At 68.2% G+C, this 25,549-nt stretch carries 28 protein-coding genes; 12 read left to right on the top strand and 16 right to left on the bottom strand.

Going from position 1 to position 25,549, the window contains the following annotated elements; translation table 11 throughout:
• Nucleotides 1-253 precede the first annotated feature (253 nt).
• Both AC5W7N_RS13910 and AC5W7N_RS13905 read left to right on the top strand, forming a co-directional pair.
• Complete coding sequence (locus AC5W7N_RS13910; protein WP_163813248.1) at nt 254-826, top strand: hypothetical protein; 573 nt, start codon at nt 254-256, stop codon at nt 824-826.
• Nucleotides 827-999: 173 nt separating this feature from the next.
• The gene (locus AC5W7N_RS13905) at nt 1,000-1,359 is read left to right on the top strand and encodes a hypothetical protein (protein WP_163813249.1); all 360 of its coding nucleotides are present in this window, start codon (nt 1,000-1,002) and stop codon (nt 1,357-1,359) included.
• Between the two features lie 274 nt (nt 1,360-1,633).
• Here AC5W7N_RS13905 and AC5W7N_RS13900 read toward each other — a convergent pair whose 3' ends face one another.
• Together AC5W7N_RS13900 and AC5W7N_RS13895 are read right to left on the bottom strand one after the other, a co-directional pair.
• Nucleotides 1,634-2,836: a lipid-transfer protein gene (locus tag AC5W7N_RS13900; protein WP_195019433.1), complete on the bottom strand. Its 1,203-nt coding sequence runs from the start codon at nt 2,834-2,836 to the stop codon at nt 1,634-1,636.
• Complete coding sequence (locus AC5W7N_RS13895) at nt 2,829-3,251, bottom strand: Zn-ribbon domain-containing OB-fold protein (protein ID WP_495924118.1); 423 nt, start codon at nt 3,249-3,251, stop codon at nt 2,829-2,831. Before AC5W7N_RS13895 ends, AC5W7N_RS13900 begins: the two co-directional genes overlap by 8 nt.
• Before the next feature lie 155 nt (nt 3,252-3,406).
• On the opposite strand from AC5W7N_RS13895, the gene AC5W7N_RS13890 reads away from it, so the two are divergent.
• Nucleotides 3,407-4,168 carry a hypothetical protein gene (locus tag AC5W7N_RS13890; protein ID WP_495923945.1) on the top strand — a complete coding sequence of 254 codons (762 nt, stop codon included), beginning with the start codon at nt 3,407-3,409 and terminating at the stop codon, nt 4,166-4,168.
• A gap of 88 nt (nt 4,169-4,256) precedes the next feature.
• On the opposite strand, the gene AC5W7N_RS13885 is transcribed toward AC5W7N_RS13890, so the two are convergent.
• The gene (locus tag AC5W7N_RS13885; RefSeq protein ID WP_163813253.1) at nt 4,257-5,384 is read right to left on the bottom strand and encodes an NADH:flavin oxidoreductase; all 1,128 of its coding nucleotides are present in this window, start codon (nt 5,382-5,384) and stop codon (nt 4,257-4,259) included.
• A 107-nt stretch (nt 5,385-5,491) separates the two neighbouring features.
• Between AC5W7N_RS13885 and AC5W7N_RS13880 the strand changes: the two genes are divergently transcribed.
• Entirely contained in the window at nt 5,492-5,923 is a 432-nt protein-coding gene (locus AC5W7N_RS13880; protein WP_194991168.1) for a MarR family winged helix-turn-helix transcriptional regulator, read from the top strand.
• Nucleotides 5,924-6,045: 122 nt separating this feature from the next.
• Nucleotides 6,046-6,498, top strand: coding sequence for a MaoC family dehydratase (locus tag AC5W7N_RS13875; RefSeq protein ID WP_195007105.1), 453 nt, complete (start codon nt 6,046-6,048; stop codon nt 6,496-6,498).
• Nucleotides 6,499-7,048: 550 nt separating this feature from the next.
• Here the strand turns inward: AC5W7N_RS13875 and AC5W7N_RS13870 are convergent.
• From AC5W7N_RS13870 to AC5W7N_RS13825, 10 genes are all read right to left on the bottom strand, one after another.
• Complete coding sequence (locus tag AC5W7N_RS13870; protein ID WP_195019436.1) at nt 7,049-8,362, bottom strand: Dyp-type peroxidase; 1,314 nt, start codon at nt 8,360-8,362, stop codon at nt 7,049-7,051.
• Between the two features lie 93 nt (nt 8,363-8,455).
• The gene (locus tag AC5W7N_RS13865) at nt 8,456-8,821 is read right to left on the bottom strand and encodes a DUF4345 family protein (protein WP_195019437.1); all 366 of its coding nucleotides are present in this window, start codon (nt 8,819-8,821) and stop codon (nt 8,456-8,458) included.
• The gene (locus AC5W7N_RS13860; protein WP_195019438.1) at nt 8,818-9,054 is read right to left on the bottom strand and encodes a hypothetical protein; all 237 of its coding nucleotides are present in this window, start codon (nt 9,052-9,054) and stop codon (nt 8,818-8,820) included. The genes AC5W7N_RS13865 and AC5W7N_RS13860 overlap by 4 nt, the downstream gene beginning before the upstream one ends.
• Before the next feature lie 262 nt (nt 9,055-9,316).
• On the bottom strand, nt 9,317-10,105 hold the full coding sequence (locus AC5W7N_RS13855) for an oxygenase MpaB family protein (protein WP_195019439.1): 789 nt from the start codon (nt 10,103-10,105) through the stop codon (nt 9,317-9,319).
• Between the two features lie 69 nt (nt 10,106-10,174).
• On the bottom strand, nt 10,175-10,435 hold the full coding sequence (locus AC5W7N_RS13850) for a hypothetical protein (RefSeq protein ID WP_195019440.1): 261 nt from the start codon (nt 10,433-10,435) through the stop codon (nt 10,175-10,177).
• Between the two features lie 10 nt (nt 10,436-10,445).
• The gene (locus AC5W7N_RS13845) at nt 10,446-11,675 is read right to left on the bottom strand and encodes a lytic transglycosylase domain-containing protein (protein WP_495923941.1); all 1,230 of its coding nucleotides are present in this window, start codon (nt 11,673-11,675) and stop codon (nt 10,446-10,448) included.
• 139 nt (nt 11,676-11,814) lie between these two features.
• Nucleotides 11,815-12,006 (bottom strand): hypothetical protein, encoded by a 192-nt coding sequence (locus tag AC5W7N_RS13840; RefSeq protein WP_195019442.1) that lies wholly within the window; start codon nt 12,004-12,006, stop codon nt 11,815-11,817.
• A gap of 404 nt (nt 12,007-12,410) precedes the next feature.
• Complete coding sequence (gene gntA / locus AC5W7N_RS13835; RefSeq protein ID WP_163811064.1) at nt 12,411-13,100, bottom strand: guanitoxin biosynthesis heme-dependent pre-guanitoxin N-hydroxylase GntA; 690 nt, start codon at nt 13,098-13,100, stop codon at nt 12,411-12,413.
• Between the two features lie 371 nt (nt 13,101-13,471).
• A complete protein-coding gene (locus tag AC5W7N_RS13830) occupies nt 13,472-13,681 on the bottom strand; it encodes a DUF397 domain-containing protein (RefSeq protein WP_194992210.1) in 210 nt (69 codons plus the stop codon).
• Nucleotides 13,668-14,498, bottom strand: a complete 831-nt coding sequence (locus tag AC5W7N_RS13825) for a helix-turn-helix domain-containing protein (RefSeq protein ID WP_228806973.1) — start codon at nt 14,496-14,498, stop codon at nt 13,668-13,670. Before AC5W7N_RS13825 ends, AC5W7N_RS13830 begins: the two co-directional genes overlap by 14 nt.
• A 494-nt stretch (nt 14,499-14,992) precedes the next feature.
• Here AC5W7N_RS13825 and AC5W7N_RS13820 point away from each other — a divergent pair, with 494 nt between their 5' ends.
• The 5 genes from AC5W7N_RS13820 to AC5W7N_RS13800 all read left to right on the top strand — a co-directional run bounded on the left by AC5W7N_RS13820 (nt 14,993) and on the right by AC5W7N_RS13800 (nt 20,714).
• Nucleotides 14,993-15,271, top strand: a complete 279-nt coding sequence (locus AC5W7N_RS13820) for a hypothetical protein (RefSeq protein WP_194992207.1) — start codon at nt 14,993-14,995, stop codon at nt 15,269-15,271.
• 104 nt (nt 15,272-15,375) lie between these two features.
• On the top strand, nt 15,376-16,566 hold the full coding sequence (locus AC5W7N_RS13815) for a serine hydrolase domain-containing protein (protein ID WP_495923939.1): 1,191 nt from the start codon (nt 15,376-15,378) through the stop codon (nt 16,564-16,566).
• Nucleotides 16,567-16,634: 68 nt separating this feature from the next.
• Nucleotides 16,635-17,429, top strand: coding sequence for a CPBP family intramembrane glutamic endopeptidase (locus AC5W7N_RS13810; RefSeq protein ID WP_495923937.1), 795 nt, complete (start codon nt 16,635-16,637; stop codon nt 17,427-17,429).
• A gap of 17 nt (nt 17,430-17,446) precedes the next feature.
• Nucleotides 17,447-18,232, top strand: a complete 786-nt coding sequence (locus AC5W7N_RS13805; protein ID WP_163811050.1) for a MerR family transcriptional regulator — start codon at nt 17,447-17,449, stop codon at nt 18,230-18,232.
• 94 nt (nt 18,233-18,326) lie between these two features.
• Nucleotides 18,327-20,714, top strand: a complete 2,388-nt coding sequence (locus tag AC5W7N_RS13800) for a serine/threonine-protein kinase (protein WP_495923936.1) — start codon at nt 18,327-18,329, stop codon at nt 20,712-20,714.
• 57 nt (nt 20,715-20,771) lie between these two features.
• Here the strand turns inward: AC5W7N_RS13800 and AC5W7N_RS13795 are convergent, their stop codons facing one another.
• Nucleotides 20,772-21,311 carry a VOC family protein gene (locus AC5W7N_RS13795; RefSeq protein WP_195019446.1) on the bottom strand — a complete coding sequence of 180 codons (540 nt, stop codon included), beginning with the start codon at nt 21,309-21,311 and terminating at the stop codon, nt 20,772-20,774.
• A gap of 231 nt (nt 21,312-21,542) precedes the next feature.
• Between AC5W7N_RS13795 and AC5W7N_RS13790 the strand changes: the two genes are divergently transcribed.
• Nucleotides 21,543-21,875: a hypothetical protein gene (locus AC5W7N_RS13790; protein ID WP_195019447.1), complete on the top strand. Its 333-nt coding sequence runs from the start codon at nt 21,543-21,545 to the stop codon at nt 21,873-21,875.
• Here the strand turns inward: AC5W7N_RS13790 and AC5W7N_RS13785 are convergent.
• Nucleotides 21,831-23,093, bottom strand: coding sequence for an ATP-binding protein (locus tag AC5W7N_RS13785; protein WP_194991544.1), 1,263 nt, complete (start codon nt 23,091-23,093; stop codon nt 21,831-21,833). The genes AC5W7N_RS13790 and AC5W7N_RS13785 overlap by 45 nt on opposite strands.
• 80 nt (nt 23,094-23,173) lie before the next feature.
• On the opposite strand from AC5W7N_RS13785, the gene AC5W7N_RS13780 reads away from it, so the two are divergent.
• A complete protein-coding gene (locus AC5W7N_RS13780; RefSeq protein WP_194991543.1) occupies nt 23,174-23,947 on the top strand; it encodes an acyl-[acyl-carrier-protein] thioesterase in 774 nt (257 codons plus the stop codon).
• Between the two features lie 50 nt (nt 23,948-23,997).
• On the opposite strand, the gene gnd is transcribed toward AC5W7N_RS13780, so the two are convergent.
• On the bottom strand, nt 23,998-25,443 hold the full coding sequence (gnd, locus tag AC5W7N_RS13775; RefSeq protein ID WP_194991542.1) for an NADP-dependent phosphogluconate dehydrogenase: 1,446 nt from the start codon (nt 25,441-25,443) through the stop codon (nt 23,998-24,000).
• Between the last annotated feature and the right edge of the window lie 106 nt (nt 25,444-25,549).

The following is a 25,549-nucleotide window of genomic DNA, read 5'->3' as shown; positions in this document are numbered from 1 at the left end:
GAGTCTAACTGGGAGAGTGCCAATTCTGGTTACCAGAAATCCCACCTCCGAGTCCCCCTGGAATCCGGCCATCGCCGTCGCCAGAGCCAGCGAAAGTAGTTGTCGCCGAGACAATCCCATGTCCACCGCGTCGCGGTCGGCAGTATCGTTCCGGATGTCGAGAGAGCATACCGATGCGCAATAGCCAGGCCGTTTCCCGATCATGGGAAGCGCACGTGCGGGCCGGTGGGTGCTCGTGCGTAATTGTCGACAGATGCGAATCGCATCATCACTAGTCACCGCCGTCGCCCTCACCGTGTCCGGCACCGGACTCGCTGCCGCTCAACCGATTCCGTCGGGATCCGCGCTGCTCCAGCCCGCCTGGCCGCTACCCACCGACGTCGAAGCCGCGGTCCATGCCGCCGGGCTCACACTCTCACACACGATCATGACGACGTATCACTACCACGTGCACCTCGATGTCATCGTGTACGGACAGCACGTCACCGTCCCGGCGTCGGTCGGCATCGACGAAGCCCGGAAGATGGGGTCTCCGTTGCACACTCATGACACCTCCGGCATCGTGCACATCGAGTCCGGCGAAGACATCCCCTTCACCCTCGGACAGTTCTTCACCGAGTGGGGCCAGCCGTTGACGTCCGACCGGGTCGGCCCCATCCAGCTGACTCCACTGGAGACCGTTCAGCTCTATGTCAACGGCACCCGGTACGAGGGCGACCCGGCCGCCTACCGCTTCGTACACCACGATCAAGTCGCACTCGTCGTCGGCACGCGATGGATGACGCCCGCCGTCCCGAGTAGCTACGAGTTCCCTCCCGGACTGTGACGTCCAGACGAACAAAGTTGTTGCACAAGCTATTTAGCTAACCAACATTCCCAAAGGTGAATCATGTGATGTTTGACGCACCACACCGATGCCTCGAAGATCGAGGAGCTCCGGCGCTGCTGGAGACCTGTTGGCCGACATGGTGAGTTCTGATCGAATCGAGGAACCAGGCTATGACCACCGGCACCACTCTGACCGAAACGCAAACACCGGTCCCCCCAGCCGATTTCGATGACTCCCATATCCGGGAGAACCTGCGGTGGGGGCATCTGTTCTGGCCCGGCTCGACCGCGCTGACCGAGGCCCAGATCGATGACCGGGTCTCGCGCTACCGGAAATCACTCGAGCGATACCGCGCGAGTGGGATGAAGGGCAACTACCTGCCCGATGATCTCGAAGTCGACTCGGCCTGGCACGCGCACCAATGCGACCCCGTCGGGTACGCCGAATTCTGCACACGATACTTCGGCGGCATCCTCGCGCATACCGTGACGCTCTGTGTCTGCAAACTCGTCGAGCTCGATCAGAAATAACGTGCCCACATGGGTACACCGCCGGCCGAATAACGTCACCCCGGCGGACAATTGAGACAAGGAGAAGTATATGGACGTGTTGTTGAATCTGATCGCGGCCATGCTGGCATCGCAGACGCCGGCCGCGCCGGCCACTCCGGTGGGTAACTGCCAGACATAGCACCGGCACAGACCGACAGCGGAGCTCCGGCGAGACGGCCGGGCTCCGCTGTCGGGCGTTGTCGAGAGTCGTCGAGCGTTCTCCGTGCGGTACCGGGGCGGGATCGCCGCGGTTTCAGCGGGTCGCGATGATCGCCGAACCGTGGCCGAACAGGCCCTGATTCACCGCGATTCCCGCGCGGGCGTTCTCCACTTGCCTGCCGTCGGCCTGTCCGCGCAACTGCCAGGTGAGTTCGCAGACCTGAGCGATGGCCTGGGCGGGGATCGCCTCGCCGAAGCAGGCGAGGCCGCCGCTCGGGTTCACCGGAACGCGACCGCCCAGCGTGGTCGCGCCGCTGCGTAACAGGTCCTCGGCGCCACCCTTGTCGCAGAGGCCGATGTCCTCGTACCAGTCCAGTTCGAGTGCGGTCGAGAGGTCGTACACCTCCGCGAGGGACAGCTCGTCGGGGCCGAGACCGGCTTCCTCGTAGGCGGCGTGCGCGACCGCGGAGCGGAATTCGCGCGGCGGCGGTTCGACGGCCACGGCGGAGTCGGTCGCGAAATCGGGAAGATCGAGCACGGTTTTGGGGAAGGTCGGGGTGACCGTGGACAGGGCCCGGATGCGCACGGGATCGGTGGCCCCGTGGCGGCGCGCGTACTCCATCGACGTCAGCACCAGCGCGGCGCCACCGTCACTGGTCGCGCAGATGTCGAGCAGGCGCAGCGGATCCGAGACGATGGCCGAAGCCGCGACCTCCTCGGCCGAGACCTCCTTGCGGTACCGGGCATACGGGTTGTTCAGCCCGTGCCGGGCGTTCTTCACCTTGACCGCGGCGAAATCGTCGAGCGTGGCGCCGTGCAGCGCCATCCGGCGGCGGGCGTACAACGCGAAATAGATGGGATTGGTCGCGCCGAGCAGGTGGAAGCGCAGCCAGTCCGGATCGTCGCGGCGTTCACCGCCGACGGGCTGGAAGAAGCCCTTGGGGGCTGCGTCCGCGCCGACCACCAGGGCGACGTCGCACAGTCCGGCCAGGATCTGGGCGCGCGCGTTGGCGATGGCCTGGGCCCCGGAGGCGCAGGCGGCGTAGCTGCTCGAAATCCGCGCACCCGACCAGCCGAGCGCCTGTGCGAAGGTGGCGCCCGCCACGAACCCGGGGTAGCCGTTGCGGATCGTGTCGGCACCGGCGATGTAGCCGACGTCGCGGTGATCCACCCCGGCATCCGCGAGCGCCGCACGCGCCGCTACCAGCCCGTATTCGACGAAGTTGCGCCCCCATTTGCCCCACTGGTGCATGCCCGCACCGAGGACGGCGATATCGCGGTCATTCGATTCAGGCATCGACCGGCCTCCACATCCACACCGTGTGCTCGGCGTCCTCGTCCTCGTACAGCACGCCGAGGGTCAGCTCGACGGGCATGCCGACGGCCAGATCGTCGACGGTGAGACCGCGCACGACCTGGCCGAGAATCACCATCTGCTCGACCTCGAGTTCCACCGCCGCCACGACATAGGGCTCGAATGGATCGGGCGAGACGTACGGCGCCGGCGGTTTGTACCGGGCGTCGGCATACGACCAGATCCGGCCACGAGTGGAGAACAGGTACTCCGTGAGCTCGGAGCCGTTCTTCGGACCGGCGCACTGCGGGTTCCGGCAGGCCAGGGTGTTGCGCGGGAAGTACGGCGTGCCGCAGGTCGTGCAGCGGCTTCCCTTCAGGCGCACCGTGCCGTCGTCGGCGGTGAACCAGTCGGCCACGGCGGGGCGTTGTTCTTTCTGCACGAACCCGACGTTATAGGAACACGTTCTATTTTGGGTCGGAATTCCGCTTCACGGATTCGGTGCGGCAGGTACGGTGAGGCCGGATCGGGAAGGCGATCGCCTCCTGGAGTCGATCTGGAGATCACCACGCGATGGGCACCGAACTCATTGACCCGCAGTCGATTCGCAATGTCACGGTCGTCGGCGCCCCGGAGGATACGAGGGGCGTCGTCCACCGTCTGCGCCGCGCCCTCACCGGGGCCGGGCCCGTATCGGCCGCGTGGCCGGCCGGGCACACGATACGACTGGACGAACTGTCGACTCACGCACCGATCCCCCTGCTCGAACGATCCATCCGCCTGGCCGACGGCATGCTGGCCGTCATGAACGCCACCGCCGACTCCCCGCGGCTCGAGGCAGCGCTGCGCGTCGCCGACGATCACCAGGTCGCGCGGCTGTGCCTGGTGACCGGCCTCGATCGGCCCGGCGCCGATTTCGATCGCTGCGTCCGCACCATCGCGGGCACCCACGGCGCGGTGCCGCTGGTGCTGCACGTCCCGCACGGACTCGGCACGCTCTTCGACGGCGTCGTACAGCTGATTCCGGTGTGGGCGATGGAGCCGGTGGCCACCGCCTACTACGGACGGCAGTGGAGTTTCGCCGAACCGTGGTACCGCCGGTTGCGGGCGGCGATCATGCATTCCGACGCCGCGTCCGCCGATACCGGTAGGCCGGATATGCCACCGGAGAGGGTGCACGACCATGTCCGCCGCCTCACCCACGTCGGCGACGCGGTACCCGTGCTGTGCGATGCGGCCGCCCGCGGCGACGTCACACCGCTACTGGATGCCGTAGCGCGATATCTACCGTCGCCACTGCAGGTCTGTCAGCCCGCACACGCGCTCGACTACTGACGGGCCGCACCCGGAGCCGACCCCAACGCGCGAAGGGCGCAGCTCCGGCGGCCGACAACCAGACCTCTTATCGCACAGCGTAATTCGCTCAGCTCAGCGTTTTCAGTGCCGTCGCCTCATATGGCTTCAGCTCGTCGAAGCGGCCGTCGAGCACCTTCGACGCCCACTCCGGATCCTGCAGCAGCGCGCGGCCGACGGCGACGAGGTCGAATTCGTCGCGCTCCATGCGATCGAGCAGGTTGTCGAGGTTGCCGAGCTCGGCCCCCCGGCCCCGGAACGCGTGCAGGAAATCGCCGTCGAGACCGACCGAGCCGACGGTGATGGCCGGCTTGCCGGTGAGCTTCTTGGTCCAGCCCGCCAGGTTCAGGTCCGAACCGTCGAACTCCGGCAGCCAGTAGCGGCGAGTGGAGGCATGGAAGGCGTCCACACCGGCCGCGACCAGCGGCGCGAGAATCGCCTCGAGCGCCTGCGGGGTCTCGGCCAGCCGCGCGTCGTAGGCCTCCTGCTTCCACTGCGAGTAGCGCAGGATCACCGGGAATTCCGGCGAGACGACCGCTCGCACCGCGGCCACGATCTCGGCGGCGAACTTCGTGCGGGCCACCGCGTCACCGCCGTAGCCATCGGTGCGGCGGTTGGTTCGTTCCCACAGGAACTGGTCGATGAGATAGCCGTGCGCACCGTGCAATTCGACGCCGTCGAAGCCGATGCGCTCGGCGGCCGCAGCGGCCTCGGCGAAGGCGCCGATGACATCGTCGAGATCGGACTGCGTCATCGCCTTGCCCGCGCCCTCGGTGCCGTCGACCCGGATGCCGGAGGGGCCGACGGCCGGAGCCTCGGGGTAGGGCTGTTCGCCCTGGTTGCGGACCATGCCGATGTGCCAGAGCTGCGGCACGATGGTGCCGCCGGCCGCGTGCACGTCCTCGGCGACCTTCGCCCACCCGGCCAACTGTTCCTCGCCGTGGAAGCGCGGCACCCGGTCATGGTTGCCTGCCGACTCGTGGCCGACATAGGTCCCTTCGGTGACGATCAGGCCCACGCCGGCGGCGGCGCGGCGGGCGTAGTAGGACCGCACATCGTCACCGGGGATACCGTCGGGCGAGAACATGCGCGTCATCGGCGCCATCGCGATGCGGTTGGGGACGGTCAGGCCGTTGAGCTGCACGGGCCGTGACAAGACCTCGGCGGTGCGGGAGGCCGCGGACGCGGTGGTGGTCACTGAATACTCCTATTACTTGACAACATCAATGGTTGAGCACTTCAAGCAATGGCCACGCTAGAGGTAACTATTTGAGATAGTCAAGTTTCTGCGGATAGGGTGGTGACATGACGCAAGCACCCCACGTCGAGACGGCCCGGCTCATGGAGTTGCTGTCGGTGTCGCTCGGCGCCTATTACGGGGACTTCACCGTCGCGGCCGCGAGCGAGAACCTCACTGCGAGCCAAGGCAAAACGTTGACGGTGCTGCGCCGGGGGCCGGTCGCGATGCGCGCCCTGGCCGACACTTTGGCCTGCGACGCGTCCAACGTGACGGGAATCATCAACCGTCTGGAGAAGCGCGGTCTGGTGCGCCGCGAGCCGAGCGCGGTCGACCGGCGCGTCACCACCCTGGTCATCACCCCCGAGGGCGAGCGCGTCACCGACGCGATCCGCGCCAAGATGCGCACCACCCGAGAAGGGCTGGACCGGCTCAGCGACCAGGAGCGCGATCAGCTGCGCGTTCTCCTGGAGCGAGTTTTCTGCCACCGGCCGGACTGATCCGGGCCACTCGCGGACGTCATCGCCGCCTACCGGCCGGACATTCCCGCGCCGTCGCGACAGGCGTCCGCATCCCCGGCGGGCTACCGTCGATCGCATCGCCCGATAGACAGGAGTTCGCCGTGACCACGGTCTTCACCTCACTCGACGATGTCCGCGCCGCGCTCGGTGACCCGATCGGCCCCAGCGAGCCGCTCGTGATCGATCAACAGCGGATCACCACATTCGCCGAGGCCACCGGCGACCTGCAGTGGATTCATGTCGACCCCGAACGCGCGGCCACCGGCCCCTACGGCAGCACTATCGCCCACGGCTACCTCGCCCTGTCGCTGCTGCCGCACTTCAGCCGATCACTGGTCTCGTTCGAATTCGGCTCGGCGCGAATCAACTACGGGGTGGACAAGGTCCGGTTTCCGGCGCCGGTGCCCGCTGGGTCAACGCTGCGCGCAACGGTCACCCTCACCGACGTCACCGAATCCCCCGCGGGCGCCCTGGTCAGGACGAAGTACGTGGTGGACGGCGGAGCGAGCAAGCCGGCCTGCGTCGCCGAAACCCTCGTGCTCATCGTCGACTGATCGCAGCCGGCACAGCGGAGGTCACCGCCCCCTATCGCGCCTGACGCCTCTTCCCGCCGAAAGATACAGCCGCGCAACGGCTCTCCCCGCGGCCCTCCTGATCTTGCTTCCAGAACGAGCACCACCGCCCCCGGGCGAGCAAGACCAGCAGCCCGAACGCGTGCGCAACGGGGCAGCCCCCATCGGCTGTTCGAGCAGATCAACGCCGCGAAACCCGCCGTGCCCACGGCGCTCTCCACGGTGTCGAAGCCACCACCGAAGCCGACCCTCGTAGTGCCGACGCATCCCCAATCCTGCTATTGCACTGAGAGTTCTGAACCTAACATAGACGGCTATATTGCCTGTTAGAACCCGTTTCATTGACAGAATCCACATTAACTTATCGCTTGCGTGCTCAGCCGTGCGCTGGAGAAGAACGGTTCCATCCAGCTGACCCGCTCGCTCGGTCTGCTCGGCGAACTCGCCGCCGCGGTCGATGACCGTGGCGTGGTGTTGTCGGCGAGGGAGTGATCGGTCCGCGGCAGCGGCGCTCCCGCAACCGCACCGCCGGTCAACCGAACAGCCCGGCGCCGATCGTCTCGCCCGGTCGAACGCCCGGTGGCATGGCGAAGAATCCGCTGCCGGTGTGTTGGATCAGCGGGTTCAGACGGTCGGTGGTCATGGCCTGCTGGGCTCTGATGAATTGCTCGGGCGGGTTGTTCTGATACGCGGCGAAGAGCAGGCCGACGTCGAGCTGGCTGTGGCCGCCGTGGGTGTGTTCGGGGGTGCCGGGCGCGTGGGTGTGCGGGCGGGCGGGCCCGGGGTCGGGTGCACCGCCCGCGTTGGCGATCAGGACTCCGTAGTCGTAGTTGTAGCCGCGGCGCAACATGGGGATGCCGTGCACCAGGCGCACGTGCGCGTCGTCCGGGATGGCGAGCTCTCCCCTGGCGTCCCGGGCACGCAGGTCGACTGGATCGAACTCCGAATGCGCACCCAGCGGGGCACCGTCGCCGCGGCGCCTGCCGATGATCTGATCCTGCTGGAACACCGGAAGCTGATCCCATTCGGCGGTCTTCATCCGAATCTTGCGGAACACCAGATACGTTCCGCCCTGAAACCAGTCCGGCTCGTCCGGGGAGTCCACCCACACCGCGCGATCGAAGTCGACGGTTCCGTTGCGGGGGTTGGCGGTTCCGTCCTTGAATCCGAAGAAGTTGCGTGGGGTGCCGTCGCCGCCCGGGCGGCTCAGGAAACCGTGCTGGGTCCACCGCATGCGGGCAAGGCCGGGCATGCGGGCGCGCAAGGCCCGGAAGGTGTGGCTGACCAGCTGGGCGTCATCGGCGCAGATCTGCACCAGCAGGTCGCCACCCGACCACGCCGGATTCAGCGCATCGCCGGCGAATTCGGGAAGCGGGTGCAGGTGTTTCGGTCGGCGGGCGGCCAGCCCGAATCTGTCGTCGAACACGCTCGGGCCCAACCCGAACGTCACCGTCAGCCGAGCGGGCGCGAGCCCGGCGGCGACATCGGTCTCAGCGCTCGCCCCCGGGAGAGCATCGGCGGCTTCGGGCATCTGCTCCCCCGCGGTCACTGCCGCGGCGACGGTGGTCCATGCGGAGAGCAGCTCACGCAGTGCCCCGAGGTCGGGTCGCGCGAGGTCGCACGCGAGGAACAGCGCGTGGGATTGGACCGGGGTGGCGATACCGGCTTGATGAGCACCATGAAAGGCCTCGATCACGGAGGCGCTGCGCTGCGGCGCGGTAGCTCGGCCTGCTACCGCGCCGGCGGTCGCGGCACCGGCGGCGGTGAGCGCGGTGCCGAACAGGACGCGTCGGGAGAAGCCGCCGGGGCCGGCACCATTACTACGATCAGTAGTAGTTTCCGTCATGCCGGCGAGAGTAGCGCACAATCGACCGAGCTTCAATATAGCTGAAGGCTGTGCGCTGCACGCACGAGGCCGTCCTCGCCCGTGCGAGCCCGCTCACGCGACGGCGAGGATCAGCCCGGCCCCTACCGCTTCGACCAGGCAGTAGAACCAGATCGGATAGTACGCGGTGGGCGCGTCCCACACACGCGAGACGACGCGCCCGACCGCCATCCCGGCGAGTGCCATACCCACCGCGACGGCGGCGCCGCTGTGCATCGCACCCGTTCCCGACGCCGACCAGCCGAGTACGAGCGCCATGGCGAGCCCGAAGCCGCCGTATACCGCCCGAATCTCAGATCGGCTCACCGGGGATTGCACCGACAGGCCGAACGGCCGAGCCAGCATCGCGGGTGCCGCGAACGCGTAAAGCCCCATCCCGCCGAAGAATACGGCCGCGAGCACCAGGACGATCGCCCTCATCCGAGGCTCCCCGCATCGCGCTTGGAGAACGCCGTCGCCGCACCGGCAAGCAAGAGCAGGCCCACCACGTCCACCTTCGCCACGCGCATCAGCGCAGGCCCCACGGGCTGTTCGAGCGGGATCAGCGCGAGGAAACCGGCCATGCTCACCGCGTTCGCGGTGAGGGCGGCCGGAAGCAGATTCACCACCGCGGCCGCGATCAGTAACAGCCGGCCCCAGGATTGTCTCGACATGGTTCTCCTCGGTATCGAAGTCGGTGCCAAGCCTGACCCGCGAATTCGTCCGGCGCTTCCGAAAAACTGCTGCCGCGACTCGGTCGACACCGAACTGTTCGCCTCCGGGCTCGGCGGGATTCACGGAGTCGCCGAGCCCCTCGCCGAGGTGTTGGCCGCAACCGGGTTCACCGGCTAAGGAATCGACCCGCAATGATCGGCAGGCCGATGTGTTCCGCCCTGTCGAGGCACTCGCCATGAAAGCGCTGCCCGGCACGGCGCTTCACGATGCGCCGGCGGTGGCGGTCGTGTCCATGTAGGTCTGATCGTTCTTGGCCGCGAGCCGGGCGGCCGGCAGGTACTTGACCGAGCGCGGGGCCAGCAGCATTCCGGCGCGAACAGCGGTGGCGTAGGTGCGGAAGGCGACGGTGTCGGCAGTGCTGGGACGCGCGTCGAACAGTTCGGCTGCGCGGTCGTGGAACAGCGAGCGCACCGCGAAGCCGGGGAGGGTGCCGGGTAGCCATGAATCCGGGCGCAGCACTTGCGATTCCAGGAGTGCGGAGTGGGCACTCGGGCGCAGCTGAGTATCGCAGGCGTCGGTGAAGTAATCGAGGAAGGCAGGCCAGGTGGCGGGCTGGCTGCGCGCCGAGATGCCGTAGCTGCGATACCAGTCACGGCAATCCGCGTACAGCTCCTCCCGGTCCTCGGCCGACAGCGGGCGGATGAAGGTCGAGATCGCGGTGACGAGCGTGTCGACGTAGGTGGCGTGCTGGAAGAAGAACAGCTCCGGGTTCAACGCGTGGAAGCGCTCGCCCAGATCATCGACACCCTTCACGTGCTCGTGCCCGAAACGGATCACCAGGCGCAGATCACGCTGCGAATAGGCGATGTGCACCATGCTGGAGACGGTGCGTCTCTTGTGCTCCCACAACCGTTCCGGCGCATGCTCCACCAGGGCCGCGGCGATCGCCGGATGCAGGACCTGCAAGGAAATCGCTCGCGGGAGTGCGAGCACGAATCTGCGGTCGCCCAGATAGCGATGCAGCAACGACGCATTCCTACCTGCGAACATCGGTTGATCCCCTCCCGTGACACTCATCCGGAAACCCAGCGCGGCAGCGGCGCCGAGGGCTTGTTCGGCTCATCGACGCCTCGGTCCGGTCATCGTGGTGAGCTCGACCGGACCCGACCATCCGCAGGGCAACCCGCAGGTGCCGGTGGCCAGCTCGCGCACCGAACCATCGCTGTAGGTGACCGTGCGCGCGATCGCGTTCGCGGGATATCCGCACGCCGGACACTTGCCGAAATAGTCGAGCACTTCCCGCGCCGCGGAAATCGCGACCGCTCGCGGCGGCGCGCCCGGCACCATGGCGCTCGGTGTGGGCTGAATCCTCAACGACATGCTCGCCCCACTACGTCGGCGGCGCCGGAAGCGGTACCACGATGCCGAACGGCAACGTGATGCTCGGTACTCGATGCACCTGCGGCGGCTCGGGCGCTTCCAGCGGCTCAGGAACTGCGGGCGGTTGAGGAGTTCCGAGCGACTCAGGGGTTTCGCGCGGCTCGGGCGATACGGAGGGGCCGGGCAGTCCGGGCTCGGCATCCTCGACCGGTGGTGCGGCGGGCGCCGGATCGGATCCCGGCGACTCGGCGGAGGGGCCGGTGCGCTCGGGGCCCCCGGCGCAGAGCAGGCCGCAGTCGATGGGCGGTAGGCCGGGGACGGTGAGCAACGGCGGAGTCGGCCGATGCGGGACCGACACCGACGTCATCGGCTCCAGCGTGAGCGGCCCCGGGACCGCCGCCGCCTGGACTGCCGGCGGTGCGTCGCCGGAATCCGGCGGTGGCACCGGCAGGGGCGTCACATCGACCGCCCGAGCGGGCGCGCCTCCGTTGCGATAGGCCGCCGACCAGCTCAGCACATCGGTCGCGTAGGCGCGGGAGTTGTTGTAGCGCAGCACCGCTCGCGTTTCCTGCACCGGATCACGCAGGTCGAGGCCACCGGAGCAGAGATAGCGCCCGGCGGCCACGGTGGCGTCGAAAATATTGTGCGGGTCGGCCGCGCCGTCGCCGTTGCCGTCGGCGGCGTACTTGCCCCATGTTCCGGGCAGGAACTGCATCGGGCCGATAGCGCGGACGTAGCCGCCACCCGCCGCGGGGATCACCTCGTTGCCCGGAAGGGTCCCGTCGAGGGCGGGACCGAAGATCGGTTGCACCGTCGTACCGGCATCGTCCACCCGCCCACCGGCGGCATGGCCCGACTCGATACGCCCGATGCCGGCCAGCAGATGCCACGAGAGGCCGCACCCCGGAGTGGATGAGGCGAGCGCGAGTTCGGCATTGCGGTAGGCGGCGAGCACCACCGCCGGGATCCCGAGAGCGCCACCAGCGACCGGCAACGCCACCTCGTAGCGCTGTACCGCCTGCACACCGCCCGCCGGCTCCACCGACCGCAGCATCCTCGGCGGCGGCGCCGACACCGGCAGCAGCCCGACCATGCGTGCCTGGGCCTCGTCCTCCGGCCGGCTCTCCGCCACCGTCGCCGGTACCTCCCCTGCGGGCACGGGCCGTTCACCACCGGCGGCCGAACTCGGCACGGCCACCCCGGCCGCGATGACCGCCGCGACGGCCACCGGAGCAGACATCCGCATACGATCACCCATCCTTGCGCGCCCTGCGGTCACCGACAGACGACCACTGGACCGTTCAGTGCCAGAATCACCATTAACATAACCATGGTGATGTAGGTCTTGTCATGGTTTTTAGTGAAGAATTTTGATTCACTTACGACAGATATTGATGGATCGCGAGCGCTACGATCAGCAGCCCGCGCGAGCGGATCAGGCGCGCGCGGTCACACCGCCGGAATGCCGTCGACGCACGTCCGGGCCTACCGGGCAGCGGAATCTTCCAGCATTCCGCGGCGACCGACGCGCGCAACGAAGGCGCGGCCCTGGTCAGCAGGGCGTCCGTCATGGCGATGCCAGATCCGCTCGGCCGTCGTTCGCGGAAGAATGGCGCCTCACGTATCGGGCGTAGCGAGCTCGGCAGTCGACCACGGCGCCGAATTCGACGCCACACCATGGGCGCCGCAGCAGCCGAGCTGGACGCCATCTCCGTCGGCCTCGACACCACGACCCAGAGTCACGACGCCCGCACGCAACGGACCAGCCGTGGGTGTCCGGCGCGATTCGAATGAGCAGCGACTCGGTCACCCAGTGTCGCCGGGCACGTCGATACCCCCGGGCAGATCGTCGCAGCGCTGATCGCCAGGCCCTCGGCGCCCGCGAATCCCGCAGGCACCGGCGGACCGGCGAGACGTCAAGCTGGACGCTCTTGCCGCTCGCCGATAGTGACGTCGGCCGCGCGACCGGCTCGGGTCAGCCCTGGGCGCCGGCCAGTTCGCGGTCGTGGGCGGCGGGGCGGGCGCTGAACGGGCACTGCCAGTCGGCGGGTTTGGGGCGGCCGGAGTAGCGGCGGGCTTCGGAGAGCTTCTCGTATTCGAGCAGGTTCGGGTTGATGTCGCCCTGCAGCGCGATGTCCTGTTTGCGGATCTTCTCGGCGAGGCGATCCCACATGCCCGCGGCCTTGATCCGGCCGAACTGCTCGTGGGAGTTGAACGCCAGCATCGGGAACGGTGGGCGGCGGCCGTAGCGGCGGTGGGTTTCGTGCAGGCCGATCACGAAGAACGGGTGCCCCGCCACGCTGTAGCCGAACTCGCCGGACTGCGGGTCCGAGGAGTAGCCGGGTGCCCAGGCGTACGTGTCGGCGTCGGCCTCGTGCAGCAGCTGCAGGTGCTGCCACAGCAGCTCTTCGAAACGCAGTTCGTCCACGCCCCGAGGCTGCTCGAAGGTGGCGATGAAGCTGGTGAACTTGCGTGCGCTCCACTCCGCCGAGCCGACGAATTCGGCCAGATCCGAGGCCATCAACCGCGCCGATTCCGCGCCGCCCATCACCTCGTAGTGGCGGTGGGTGATGCCGCCCTGCCGCCAGGCGGAGCGCCCCGCCAGACAGGCGAACCGGTCTCCGAGCAGAAAAGCCTCCAGCTCAGCCCGCGCGTCCGTCGTCAATCCCGGTGTTCCTTTCCAACCACGTGTCCCTCGATCGAGGGGGTAGATCATCGATTCCACGTGGCGAATGCACCCACCTCGACCGCACTGCGCCGGTGATCCTGTCAGCCGACCAGCAGGTTGCGCGAATCGGGGTACCCGGTACCGGGACGGGGTTGCCAGGTCGCAGGCCGGAAATGCGGGACGAGCATGGTCGGGATCACACCGGGAGGGGCCAACGACTGTCCCACATGGTCCCGGCCTCCCGCCGCGAACCGCGCGCCACCACTCGCCCACCTCCGCCCGGCGGCCGTTCGTGCGGAGGCATGAACGGATGGTCCCGCGCCTCGCCAGGACTCACCGCGAACCGGGGCCTCGACCCGAACAGCGGATCAGGGGCGGTCGAACTCGCCCCGGGCAGCACCGCTCAGGAAGGCGTCCCATTCGGCCGGGGTGAACACCAGGGCGGGCCCGGCCGGGTTCTTGGAGTCACGGACGCCGACCATGCCGCCATCGAGGTGGGCGATCTCGACGCACGTATTCGCCCGTTCGGACCGGCTGCTCTTGAACCACCGCGCCCTGGAAAGGTCAATGTTGTTCATTCTCGAACTCCTTCGCTATCTCCAGGATCAGCGATCTGGTGTCTTGTTCGTCCGACGCTACACGCACCAACCTGGCCCAGGCGTCTTTGTAGCGTTGGATCTCGGCTTCCTGCTCCAGGAACAAATGTCCGGTATACGACTCGAAATAGGCCACTGGCGGCACGAGCATCCGCGAAGAGGGCATGGGCGGGAACTCCAGCAACGAGAAGGAGACGGTCTGGAGTCCGATGTGTCCGACTGCGCGAAATGGGATCACCCGGACGGAAATGTTCGGCATACCGCCGACCTCGGCGAGGCGGTGGAGTTGCCCGGCCATGACGGACGGTCCACCTACCCGGTGACGCAACACCGCCTCGGACAGGATCGCGTTCATCCCGAATCCGTCCTGATTCAGCTTGGCCTGCCGTCGCATGGCCAGCTCTAATTTCTGTTCCGCATCGTTCGTCGAGAGGGTTGGGTCGTCCGCCCAGATCAGTTCCCTACGGTATTCGGGGGTCTGGAACAGTCCGGGCACCAGGGTCATCTGGAAGCTGGTGACCCTGCTCGCAGCGTCTTCGAGCGCGAGATAGTGATTGAACCCCGGCTCCACCGCGTAGCTGCGCCACCAAGTCTTCCCGGCCTTCTTCGCTTCCTCGACCTCTGCGGCCAGTATCAGTAGCTGCTCGCGCTCCCGCTGAGTGGCCCCGTACTCATCGCACAGCGCGTTGACGTACACCCGCGACAACTTCGTCGGTAGCCCGTCCTCCATCCTCCCGATGGTCTGCGGCGACACCTCGATCGCCTTGCCCGCCGCCGTCTGACTCTTGCCCGCCCGCATCCGCAACCTGCGCAGTTCCCGCCCGGCCGCCCGTTGTGGGAGTGTCGACCCCGCTGCCATCTCGTTAGCCTCGCTATCGGATTGTTCGAATTATGGAACGCCCCGCCGTGGAACACATGGTCGTGGCCGGCCCACCGCAGAAATTGGGTGTCTCGACGTAAGAAACCCGATGATGGACATTCCAAAGCCATTGCGCGGCGTGTCTACTGAGCTCAGATCCAGAGCGCCGGTGCGGGTCCGCCCCAATCGGACCCCGGCTCTCGGGGCACACACCAACCGATGACGAGACCGGAGGTGCTCCCGATTATGAACGCCCTTCCCCCTTTTCGCCACAACGCCGTTCTCAGCATGTCCGTCGAGCTCGCCCACCGGGTGATGCAGGAGCACATCGACTGCCCGATCACCGTGTGCGCCATCAAATTTCAAGCGAAAACGTTACTGGTGCAACACAATCGGATGGCCCCGTCGAATCGCATGAAGTTCGGATACTAGTCGTGGACCGCTTGCGCGAGATCGAAATCGCCGTACTCCGTGAAGTGATCGACGCCGTCGATGCCCGCCTCGACACCATCCCCGGCCTCACCATCCCCCGGTCCCAGGTGTACGCCGCGATCATCTACGCCGTCTTGTCCAGCGCCCGCAGCACCGGCCATTACGGCGCGGGCATGCTCGCCAACGCTCCCCTCCTCGATCGCATCCTCTCCGGCGCCGAAGGCACCGACCACGGCGCCACCATCCTCGCCACCCTGATAGACCTGAACGCCCTCGGCTAGGTGTGGTCCACATCACCGTTGCCATTGACCTCGGGTCAGGGTGGACGCTCCTCGCCACGGCACGAAGCCGACCGGGACACAGCGAAGTACAGGAGCACACCACCATGCCGAACAACCACAACGCCGCCACCACCCTCGACCCCACCCGGGCGCACAGTGCGGCCATCGAGCCGAATACCGTTGCCGCGCAGGACCGCCCGGAGCTTCGGAAGGCGATGGCGGAGATCGTCGATTCCGGGTTCGTCGGCGTCTCGGTGCGGGTGAACGACGAACGCGGCGAATGGGCAGGCAGTGCGGGGACCGCCGAACTCGGCGGGACCGCGAAGCCGCCGGTCGACGGGCACGTCCGGATCGCCAGCAACACCAAAACCTTCACCGCGGCCCTGGTCCTGCACCTGGTGGCCGAGGGCACGATCGGGCTCGACAGCCCCGCGGTGCACTACCTGCCCGAGTTCGCGCTCGACGAGCGGATCACCGTGCGGATGCTGTTGCAGCACACCAGCGGGATATTCAACTTCACCGGCGAACTCTACGACGACGGGACGGTGGTGCTCGGAATCCCCGCACCGGGCACCCCCTCGGGCGAGGAGTGGGTGGCCGACCGATTCAAGACCTATCGGCCGCAGGAACTGGTGGAGCTGGCACTGTCCAAGCCGACGCGGTTCGCGCCCGGGGCAGGCTGGAGCTACTCCAACACCAACTATGTGCTGGCGCGACTGCTCATCGAGAAGGTCACCGGCCGGTCCTTCGCCGAGGAGATGCGGCAGCGGATCCTGGTCCCGCTCGGGCTCTCGGGCACCGTGGCGCCGGAGACCTCACCGGACATTCCCGAGCCGCACGCCCACGCCTACTACCGATGCACCGGCGACGGCGGGGAGCGAATCGTCGACGTCACCCGTCACAACCCCTCCTGGAACCCGTGCGGCGGCGACATGATCTCGACCACCCGGGATCTGCACACCTTCCTCTCCGCGCTGCTGCGCGGCGAACTGCTGCCGGCCGACCTGCTGGCGGAGCTGTGCACGCCGCACCCGACCGGCATCCCCGCCATGGACTACGGCCTCGGGGTGTTCATCCGGGATCTTGGCGACGACGGCGGCATCGTGATCACCCACAACGGCGCCCACGCGGGCTACGCGACGCTGATGTACAGCACCCCCGACGGCGCCACGACCATGACCGCGGCCCTGACCTGTGTCGACGATTCCGCCATGTCCATCGCGGTGCCGTTCCAGAACGCACAGCAGCGGCTGCTCGCGGCGGTGTTCGGTGGCCGCCAGCGCCGCGTCCACTGAGTAGCCGGCCCTGGCGGCACCGAGCTCATCCGGCTCGGTGCGGCCACCTACATGGAGGAGTTCTCGTCATGCACACCTCGGCAGACACACGGGCGGGCGGGCTGGTCGAGCGGCTACTGGGCGACCGCCACTGCCTGCCGCTGTCGGTGACTTTGCATCTCGCCCCCGGCGTCCTGATCGTCGCCCTCTATCTGCTGGTCGCGGAACCGTTCGTCGCGGCCATCGGTTTTCCGGCATTTCTGGGATGGGCGATCGCGTTGTGCCTGGTCCTGATTCCGGTCCTGGCCGGGTTGCTGCGGCTGGGCCGCCGGCGCAACGGCCGCGTCTCATTGCGCGGCGTGCTGCAGTACACGGGCAGACCCGTCCCGCGCGCGAAACTGGTGCCGATGGTCATCGCACTCATCGCCTGGATGATGGTGCTCGGGCTGGCGCTGGCACCGCTGAACAACGCCTGCAAGCGCTTGTTCACCTGGCTGCCGTACGCGAATACCGGTGGCAGCGGTAACAACACCTACCTCGACCTGGACGGCTATTCGTACTCGACGCTGCTCACCACGATGGCGATCTGCCTGCCGCTCACCGGAATCGCCCTGCCCCTCATCGAGGAGTTGTATTTCCGCGGTTTCCTGCTGCCCCGTATCGCCCATCTCGGCGGTTGGGCGCCGGTGTGCAACACGGTGTTGTTCGCGATGTACCACTTCTGGTCACCGTGGGTGTTCTTCTCGCGGGTGATCTTCACTTTCCCCGGGTACTGGCTGGCATGGCGGCACAAGGACATTCGGCTGTCGATCGGGATGCACGTCGGCGTCACCTCGCTCGTCGCGACGTCCGGCACGGCCGCCTTCGCGCTCGGCCTCACCTGATGCGGGAGGCTGAGACCATGCGAAACGGAGTCACGATCGGGCAGGCGGCGGCCTTCGTCGGCGTCACCGTGAAGACGGTGCGCCACTATCACAAGCTCGGCTTGGTCGCCGAGCCGCAACGCGACAGCTCCGGATTCCGGCGGTACGGATCGGCCGAGTTGTTACGGCTGGTGCGGGTGCGGACGCTGGCCGCGGCCGGGGTGCCGCTGGCCGACATCGGGCCCATGCTCGCCGCCGACGCGCCATCCTTCGCCGCCGCGCTCGCCGACGTGGAGGCGAAGCTCACCGCACGGATCGAGGAGTTGATCGCGCGGCGCGCCACGCTGCGCCGCTTCGCCGACGGCGACCGGGCGCTACTGGGCGACCGCGCCGTCGCGCTGCTGGAACGCATGTCCGACCTGGGCTTTCCGGCCGGCGAGGTGGCCGCCACCCGGGAGGGCTGGGTTCTGGCCAAGGCGTTGGTCCCCGGAGGCTTCGAGGCGTACCTCACCGATGTCGAACAGGCGCTCGACGATCCCGGCTACGTCGCGCTGATCCAACGCGCCGCCCACGCCGCGGACTGGGAACCCGACGACCCCCGCATCGACGAGCTCGCCACCGCGATGGCCGAGCACTACTTGGCCAACCCTGCCCATCTCAACATCGTGACCGGCCTGCAAGCAGGCACCGAGGCCGCGACCAGATACCAGCTGATCGCCCACCACGGCGAGGAACAAGGATCGGCCACCGCACGGGCGCTCGCGCTGGTGGAAGCCAAGCTTCGCGCCGCGGGTGTGCGAATTCCCCGGCCGGACACGCACTGACGCGCACCGGGATATGCGGCAAGCGCGGCAGCCGACGACTCCCCCGGTATACGGTGTGATCGTTTCACGGATCGCATAGCGGAGGTAACCAGCGGTGGGGGCTTTGGAGCCGGGGTCGGTGTTCGCGGGATACACCATCGAACGCTTACTCGGGGTGGGCGGCATGGGCGAGGTGTATGTCGCCAGGCATCCGCGGTTGCCGCGGTCGGATGCGATCAAGGTGCTCGCGGCGCAGTTCACCCGGGACGAACAGTATCGGCGGCGATTCGAGCGCGAGGCCGACCTGGCCGCCTCGCTCTCGCATCCCGGCATCGTGAGCGTGCACGACCGCGGGGAGTTCGACGGGCGATTGTGGATCTCACTCGCGCTGATCGACGGCGTCGACGTCTCGGCGCTGCTGGCGACCGCGCCGGGCGGGCTGCCGGCCACCGAGGTGGCGCGGGCGATCGCGGAGGTCGCCGACGCACTCGACTACGCGGGTGCGCGCGGACTCGTCCACCGGGATGTCAAGCCCGCGAACATCCTGCTCGCCAGGACCGGCCACTACCTGCTCACCGATTTCGGCATCGCTCGCATGGGTCCGGAGAGTTCCGACCTCACCGGAACCGGAATGACGATCGGCACCATCGCCTACGCCGCGCCCGAACAGATGCAGGGCCTGCCGGTCGGACCACGATCGGACCAGTACGCGCTGGCCGCCACCGCCTTCCATCTGCTCACCGGTACGCAGCCGTTCACCGGGACCAGCCCGGTCGCGGTGATCATGGCGCACGCGCAACAGCCGGTACCGAGCGTGCGTGAGCGGCGGCCCGACCTCGCGCCGCAGGTCGATGCGGTGATCGCGCGGGCGATGGCGAAGAGTCCTGAGCATCGTTTCGCGACCAGCCGGGAGTTCGCGGCCGCCCTCGGACAGGCGCTGGCAGGGTCTGCGCCGCAGCATGCCATCCCCGGCACGGCGAGCGACCGTTACGCGCCAACGGTGGCCAACCCGGCCGGTGGTGCGTTCGCCCCGGCCGCACCTGCCCGGCCGCCGGCCGCCGGGCCCACTCCTGCCGTACCGCACCGACCGCCCGGCTCGGTCGGTGCGGGGTCACGATCGGCGCGACCGCACCGGATTCCGCTGGTGATCGCCGGGCTGGTCGTCGCGGTCATCGCGACCATCGGCGCTGTCGTGGGCATTCGGGGGTATCTGCACGATGCCGGCGCCGAGGAAGCCGCGCAGCTGCCCCGGCGCCCGGTGACACCGATCCTGCCGGCACTCGACAAGCGCCCGGATGAACCGGTGTGGACGCTGCAGGAGATTCCCGGGCCGCCGGGCTCGAGCACGCTGAGGGTGTCGGCGGTCGGCGGCGATTCCGAGATCGTGCTGTTCACCCGCACAGTCCGATCGCCGGAGGCGGACTGGGTCGACTACCTCGACATCGTCGACGCGAAGACCGGCAGGCTCGTCGACGGCACCGCGCCCATCCTCCTGGACGACACCGAATCTCACCTGGTCGGCTGTGTCGTGAGCCCGAACCACGCGGCCGTGGCCTGCGACCTGTCCGGCCCCACGGACACCGTCCTGGTGGTCGATATCGCGGCGAGCCGGATCATCGCGACCGTGCCCGCCACCGGCGACGTGTACAGCCTCACCGCCGCCGGTGACCGGTTCGTCTTCGTCGACCGCCCCGACGACCCACTGTCACCGCTGCTGCGTGTCGTCGGGCTGGACGGCCGCGAGCTCGCGCCGCTGAGTGGCACCGATATCGCCGCGACCACACCGTCCGGGCAGCCACGCCATGCCATCGACGTGTTCGGACTGGCCCGGCTGACCATGGTCACCTCCGCGCCCGATCCGTCGAACCCGTTGTCGAAGTGGGAGTTCCGGGTGATCCGCCTCGACGACGGCGCGGAGATCCTGCGACGCGAGAGCGCCGAACAGTTCGACGACACGTGGAACGTCTTCATCGACGGCTTCGTCCTCGGCGACGGCGATGCACGCGGGATCTACGACCGCAACGGCACCAAAACCGCCGACCTGCCCGCGGGCTGGCGCCCGAGCCAACACCCGTACTACACCCAGCGGGGCCCGGTGGAGACCTCGGTGCCGACGGCCATCAAGACCAATGGCTCCACGACCACCTACGCTGGCATCAGTCCGCGCAATGGGATCGTGCTCTGGGAGCAGCAGTCCTACAGTGGCGACGATCGGCCCGAACATCTGCCGCTGCGCGGAGTCGGAACGCTGCTGGCGACTTACGGGTCGAGCCGGGTGGTGGACGCCTACACCGGTGAGTATGTGATCACCGGCGCCATGTCCGACGACGGCACGCTGCTCGGCACCGACGGCAGCCGAGTCGCCATCGTCACCGAATCGTCCAGCGCGGGCAACAGACTTCAGGTGTGGGACAGCGAAGGGCAGGTCTGGGAAATCACCAGTGAGCAGATCGCGGTAGCGGTCGGCGACAAGATCTACCTCGGGAATCTGCGGCTGTTCTGACGGCGGCCGCACCGCTGCGTCGCCCGGCCTCGGCGCATTCTGCCGGCCCGGGGCTGTTCACGAACCCCGTTGCGCGGCATCACGTTCCGCGATCCGGGCCCACACAGACGGATCGGTGCGCGGACCACCCTCGGTATCCGCGCCGTAACGCTCGATCTCAGCGTCGATATCCAGCGGCCCCGTCAACGAGGTACCGGGACGCAACGCCTCCTCGACCCGTGCATCGGGCACCAACCAGCACACCTCGAACTCGATGCCGTCCGGGTCGCGGCCATAGAGCGCCTTGGTCGAACCATGATCGCCGGAACCGGTGAGCGCACGCGCCCCGGCCAGCTTCGTCCGCATGGCGGCGAGCTCGGCCAAGGTGTCGACCTCCCACGCCACGTGGTACAGCCCGACCGAACCGGGCGGTGCGGCCGCGGCGTTGCGCGCCTGGAACAGACCGAGGTCGTGATCGTTGGCCGAACCGGCGTGCCGGAGGAACGCGCCGCCCGGGAATCCGGTGGGCAGCCGTTCGAAACCGAGGACGCCCTCGTAGAAGGCGAGACTGCGCTCCAGATCCGACACGTACAGCACGACATGATTGATTCCGCGCATGCCCGGCCTCCTCGACCGATCGTTCCACCGTCTCCGGCGCGCCGTCGACGCGCGGACACCCCGTTCCCCTTCCATACTCCCCCGGCCTCGCGTTTCACCACGCATCGCCTCCCGAAGATCGGGATCGCCGTCCACCGGACGACTGTGGGTACTTCACCTCATTGCCGAGCACCGGCCGAATGGGCCGTTCACCCGATGCGGCAGCCCCGGCCCCGGCCCTACCGTTCGGATATGAGCACTGCGACAACGAACCGGTACGCCTCGGGGACCGCCTACCGGACACTGAGGGAATCAGACCTGGCGGAAGCGGATTCGATCTTCCGCCTTGCCTTCGGCACCTTCATCGGACTCCCCGATCCGATGACGTTCGCCCAGAGCGCCGACCTGGTGCGCACCCGGTGGACAGTCGATCCGAGCGCCGCCTTCGCCGCCGTCGTGGACGGCCGATTGGCCGGCTCCAATTTCGGCACCCGCTGGGGCAGCGTCGGGGTCGTCGGCCCATTGACGATCCACCCCGAATTAGGGCATATCGAGGTCCGACCAGATCCGCGCCGCGGTCCGTAGCGCCGGGAGCGCCGCGGCCGGATCGTCTTCGGCCAGGTGCAGCGCGCCGCGCGCGTAGGCGGCGCAGGCCCGCACCGCCGGACCGAGATCGGCCAGCGCCTCCAGCTCGGCCACCACCTGCTGCGCCTGCGCGTACTCCCCCGCGGCCAGCGATAGTTCGGCCAGGGCAGGCAACAGTTTCGCGCGGGCGAGGCGATCGGCGGGCCGTTCGGCCAAGGCTCTCGCCAGCCCCGCCGCCGCGGCGTCGGAGCGTCCCTGCGCGGCGCGCAGCAAGGCCATCCCGGGCTGGACTTCGCTGCCGTATCGGCCGGCGTGCGCGAACGCCTCTTCGGCGCCCGCGAGATCGCCGACAAGTCGCCGGATCTCACCAACCTGGTACCAGGCGCGGCCCGCGTCCATCGCGACGGTGCCGTTCTGCTCCCGGCAGGCCAGCCGGGCCTCGCGTTCGGCCTCGATCCACGACCCGTGCAGCCACAGGATCACCGCTCGGTGCATCCGGCACGATCCCGACATCGGCGTGCCGACCAGACGCGAACCCGCCCACTGCTCGAACGCCGACGTCCACGCCTGCGCCCTGGCGATATCGGAGATGGCCTCGCAGACACTGATCGAGCTGCAATAGATGCCCGCACTGAGCAGCGGACTGCGCACCTCACCCGAGACCACGGCGAGCATCGCTTCATCGAGCAGAGCCACAGCGGACGCGATATCGCCGAGGGCGGCCCGGGCCCGCCCCTGCTGGTGCAGACCGTAATCGACCAGATCGCGATCGCCGTAACGTTCGCCGAGCGCGGTGACGCGGCGCCCGAGTTCCAGCGAGAGGTCGAGATTGCCGGCGAAGTAATTCGCCTCGGCCTCGGCCAGGCACACATAGCCGTGCGCCGCGCATTCGGGTTCGGCGGCGAGCAGGCGCTGCGCGCGGGCCAGCCACCCCATGGCCGCGGCGATATCGCCGTGCAAACTCAGCACGAGGTGGATGCGATAGGCACACAGTGCGGCCTCGCGGTGCGCGCCATCATGCACGTACTGCGCGTACAGCCCACCGCGCAGGTCGACGCTCTGCTCGGTGTGCCCGAGCAGGTGGGCGCATTCGGCGAGGATCTCCTGATCCGCGGCGTCGAGCTCGCCGGTGTCGGCCGCCCGGCCCAGCACCGCGTACGCCTCGTCCCACGCGGCGGCGCGGAATGCGGTTCGGCCTCGCTCGACATCAGCGACCACACCAACACGGTCCCCCTCGCCGCGCGTGCACGCAAGGGTCGCCGGCGCTACGCTGGCCCGCGACCTGCGAAAGGAGCCGCATGAGCACTGCCACTGCCGACCGGCTGGCGCAGATCGCGTTCCCCCTGACACCGTGCCCGGACGAGAACCGGGCCTTCCACGAGCATTGGCCGGTACGCCTCGGCGACACCGACGGCGAGGAGCGGCTACGGCTCGACGCGGTCGCGCGGTACCTCCAGGACATCGGCTACGACCACCTCCAGGTGGTCGACGACGGCGATCTGCATCCGGGCTGGATCGTGCGCCGCACCGTCATCGATGTGCTGGCACCCATCGAATTCGGTGACCGGGTGCATCTGCGGCGCTGGCCCTCGGCGCTGTCGAACCGGTGGTGCAATATGCGGATCCAGGTCCGCAGCGAGAACGGCGGCCTGATCGAGACCGAGATGTTCCTCATCCACGTCGATATCGAGGCCGGGCGCCCGGCCCGGATGACCGACCGCTTCATGGCGCCGATGCTCGCCGCCACCGATCAGCACCGGCTGCGCTGGCGGCCCGCGCTCGCCGAACACACCGGCGCGGACGGCGAGGTGCGGCCGTTCCCGCTGCGGGTGACCGATGTGGATCGCTACGGCCACGTCAACAACGCGGTGCACTGGGAGGCGGTCGAAGAGGCCCTCGCCCGCTACCCCGACGCCCCGGCCCCGCCGTACCGGGTGATCCTCGAACACGCCGGGCCCGTCATGGCCGGCGACGAGGTGCTGATCCGCTCCTGGCAGAGCCGGGACGGCCTGCACGTCCAACTCGAAGTCGACGGCAGCGCAAGGACATTGGCGCGCATCGAACGCGTCTGAGCCGGACAGGAGGTCGGAGCGGACGTGCCGCCGCTCCGGCCTCCCCGCCCTCAGCTGGTCTGGATCTCGCTGCGATCCCCGCTCCACAGCGTGTGGAACTTGCCCTCGGCATCGATGCGCTCATAGGTGTGCGCACCGAAGAAATCGCGCTGGCCCTGGGTGAGGGCGGCGGGCAGGCGTTCGGCGCGCAGGGCGTCGTAGTAGGACAGCGACGATGCGAACGCCGGCACCGGGATGCCGAGCAGGGTCGCGGTGGCGACCACTCGGCGCCAGCTGTCGATCGCGGTCTCGATGGCCTCACGGAAGTAGGGGGCCAGGATCAGGCTCTCCAAGTTCGGGTTCTCGTCGTAGGCCTCCTTGATCCGGTTCAGGAACCGGGCCCGAATGATGCAGCCGCCGCGCCAGATGGTGGCCAGATCGCCCGGCTTCAGACCCCAGCCGTACTCGGCGCTGCCCGCCGCGATCTGATCGAAACCCTGTGCGTAGGCGACGACCTTGGAGGCGTAGAGCGCGCGGCGGATGTCCTCGGTGAAGGTCTCCACATCGGTGGGCTTGTCGGCGAGCGTGCCCGAGGCCAGGCCCTTGGCGGCGGCACGCTGGGCACGCGAACCGGACAGCGCGCGGGCGAAGACGGCCTCCGCGATACCGGTGACGGGAATGCCCAGATCGAGGGCGGACTTCACCGTCCAGCGGCCGGTGCCCTTCTGCTCGGCGGCGTCCACGATGACGTCGACCAGCGGCTTCCCTGTCTTGGCGTCCACCTGATTCAGCACCTCGGCGGTGATCTCCACCAGGTAGCTCTCCAGATCACCGGAGTTCCACTGGGTGAACACATCGGCGATCTGCTTGGCGTCGAAGCCGAGCGCCTCGCGGAACAAGTGGTACGCCTCGCCGATGAGCTGCATATCGGCGTACTCGATGCCGTTGTGCACCATCTTCACGAAATGCCCTGAACCGTCCGGGCCGATGTGGGTGCAGCACGGGACGCCGTCGACCTTCGCGGCCACCGATTCCAGCAGCGGCCCGAGCGATTCGTAGGACTCGGCGGGCCCACCCGGCATGATCGACGGCCCGTTGAGCGCGCCTTCCTCACCACCGGAGATGCCCGCGCCGACGAAGTTGAGCCCGCGCTCGCGCAGCGACGCCTCGCGCCGGATGGTGTCGGTGTAGAGGGCATTGCCGCCGTCGATGATGATGTCGCCGGGCTCCATGGCCGCGGCCAGTTCCTCGATGACGGCGTCGGTGGCCTCACCGGCCTTCACCATGATCAGCACCCGGCGCGGCTTCTCCAACGCCGCGATCAGCTCCTCGATCGACTCCGTGCGTACGAAATCACCATCACCGCCGTGCTCGGCCAGCAGGGCGTCGACCTTGGCGATACTGCGGTTGTGCAGGGCGACGGTGTAGCCGTGCCGCGCGAAGTTCCGGGCGATATTGCTGCCCATGACCGCGAGGCCGGTGACCCCGATCTGTGCGCGCGCGGTGGGAGATGTCATCGGCGGGTTCTCCTTGTCGATCGAGCTCGATATCGTTCACCGCAGTCTAGGCAGCGCGCCGGCAGGCCCCGGCTGCGCGTTCGATCCCGGGACGGGCAGCTCACGG

This window comes from Nocardia sp. CDC519 (genome assembly GCF_059509835.1).
Note: the sequence above shows the minus strand (reverse complement) of the source record. Positions and strands in the feature narration are given on the sequence as shown.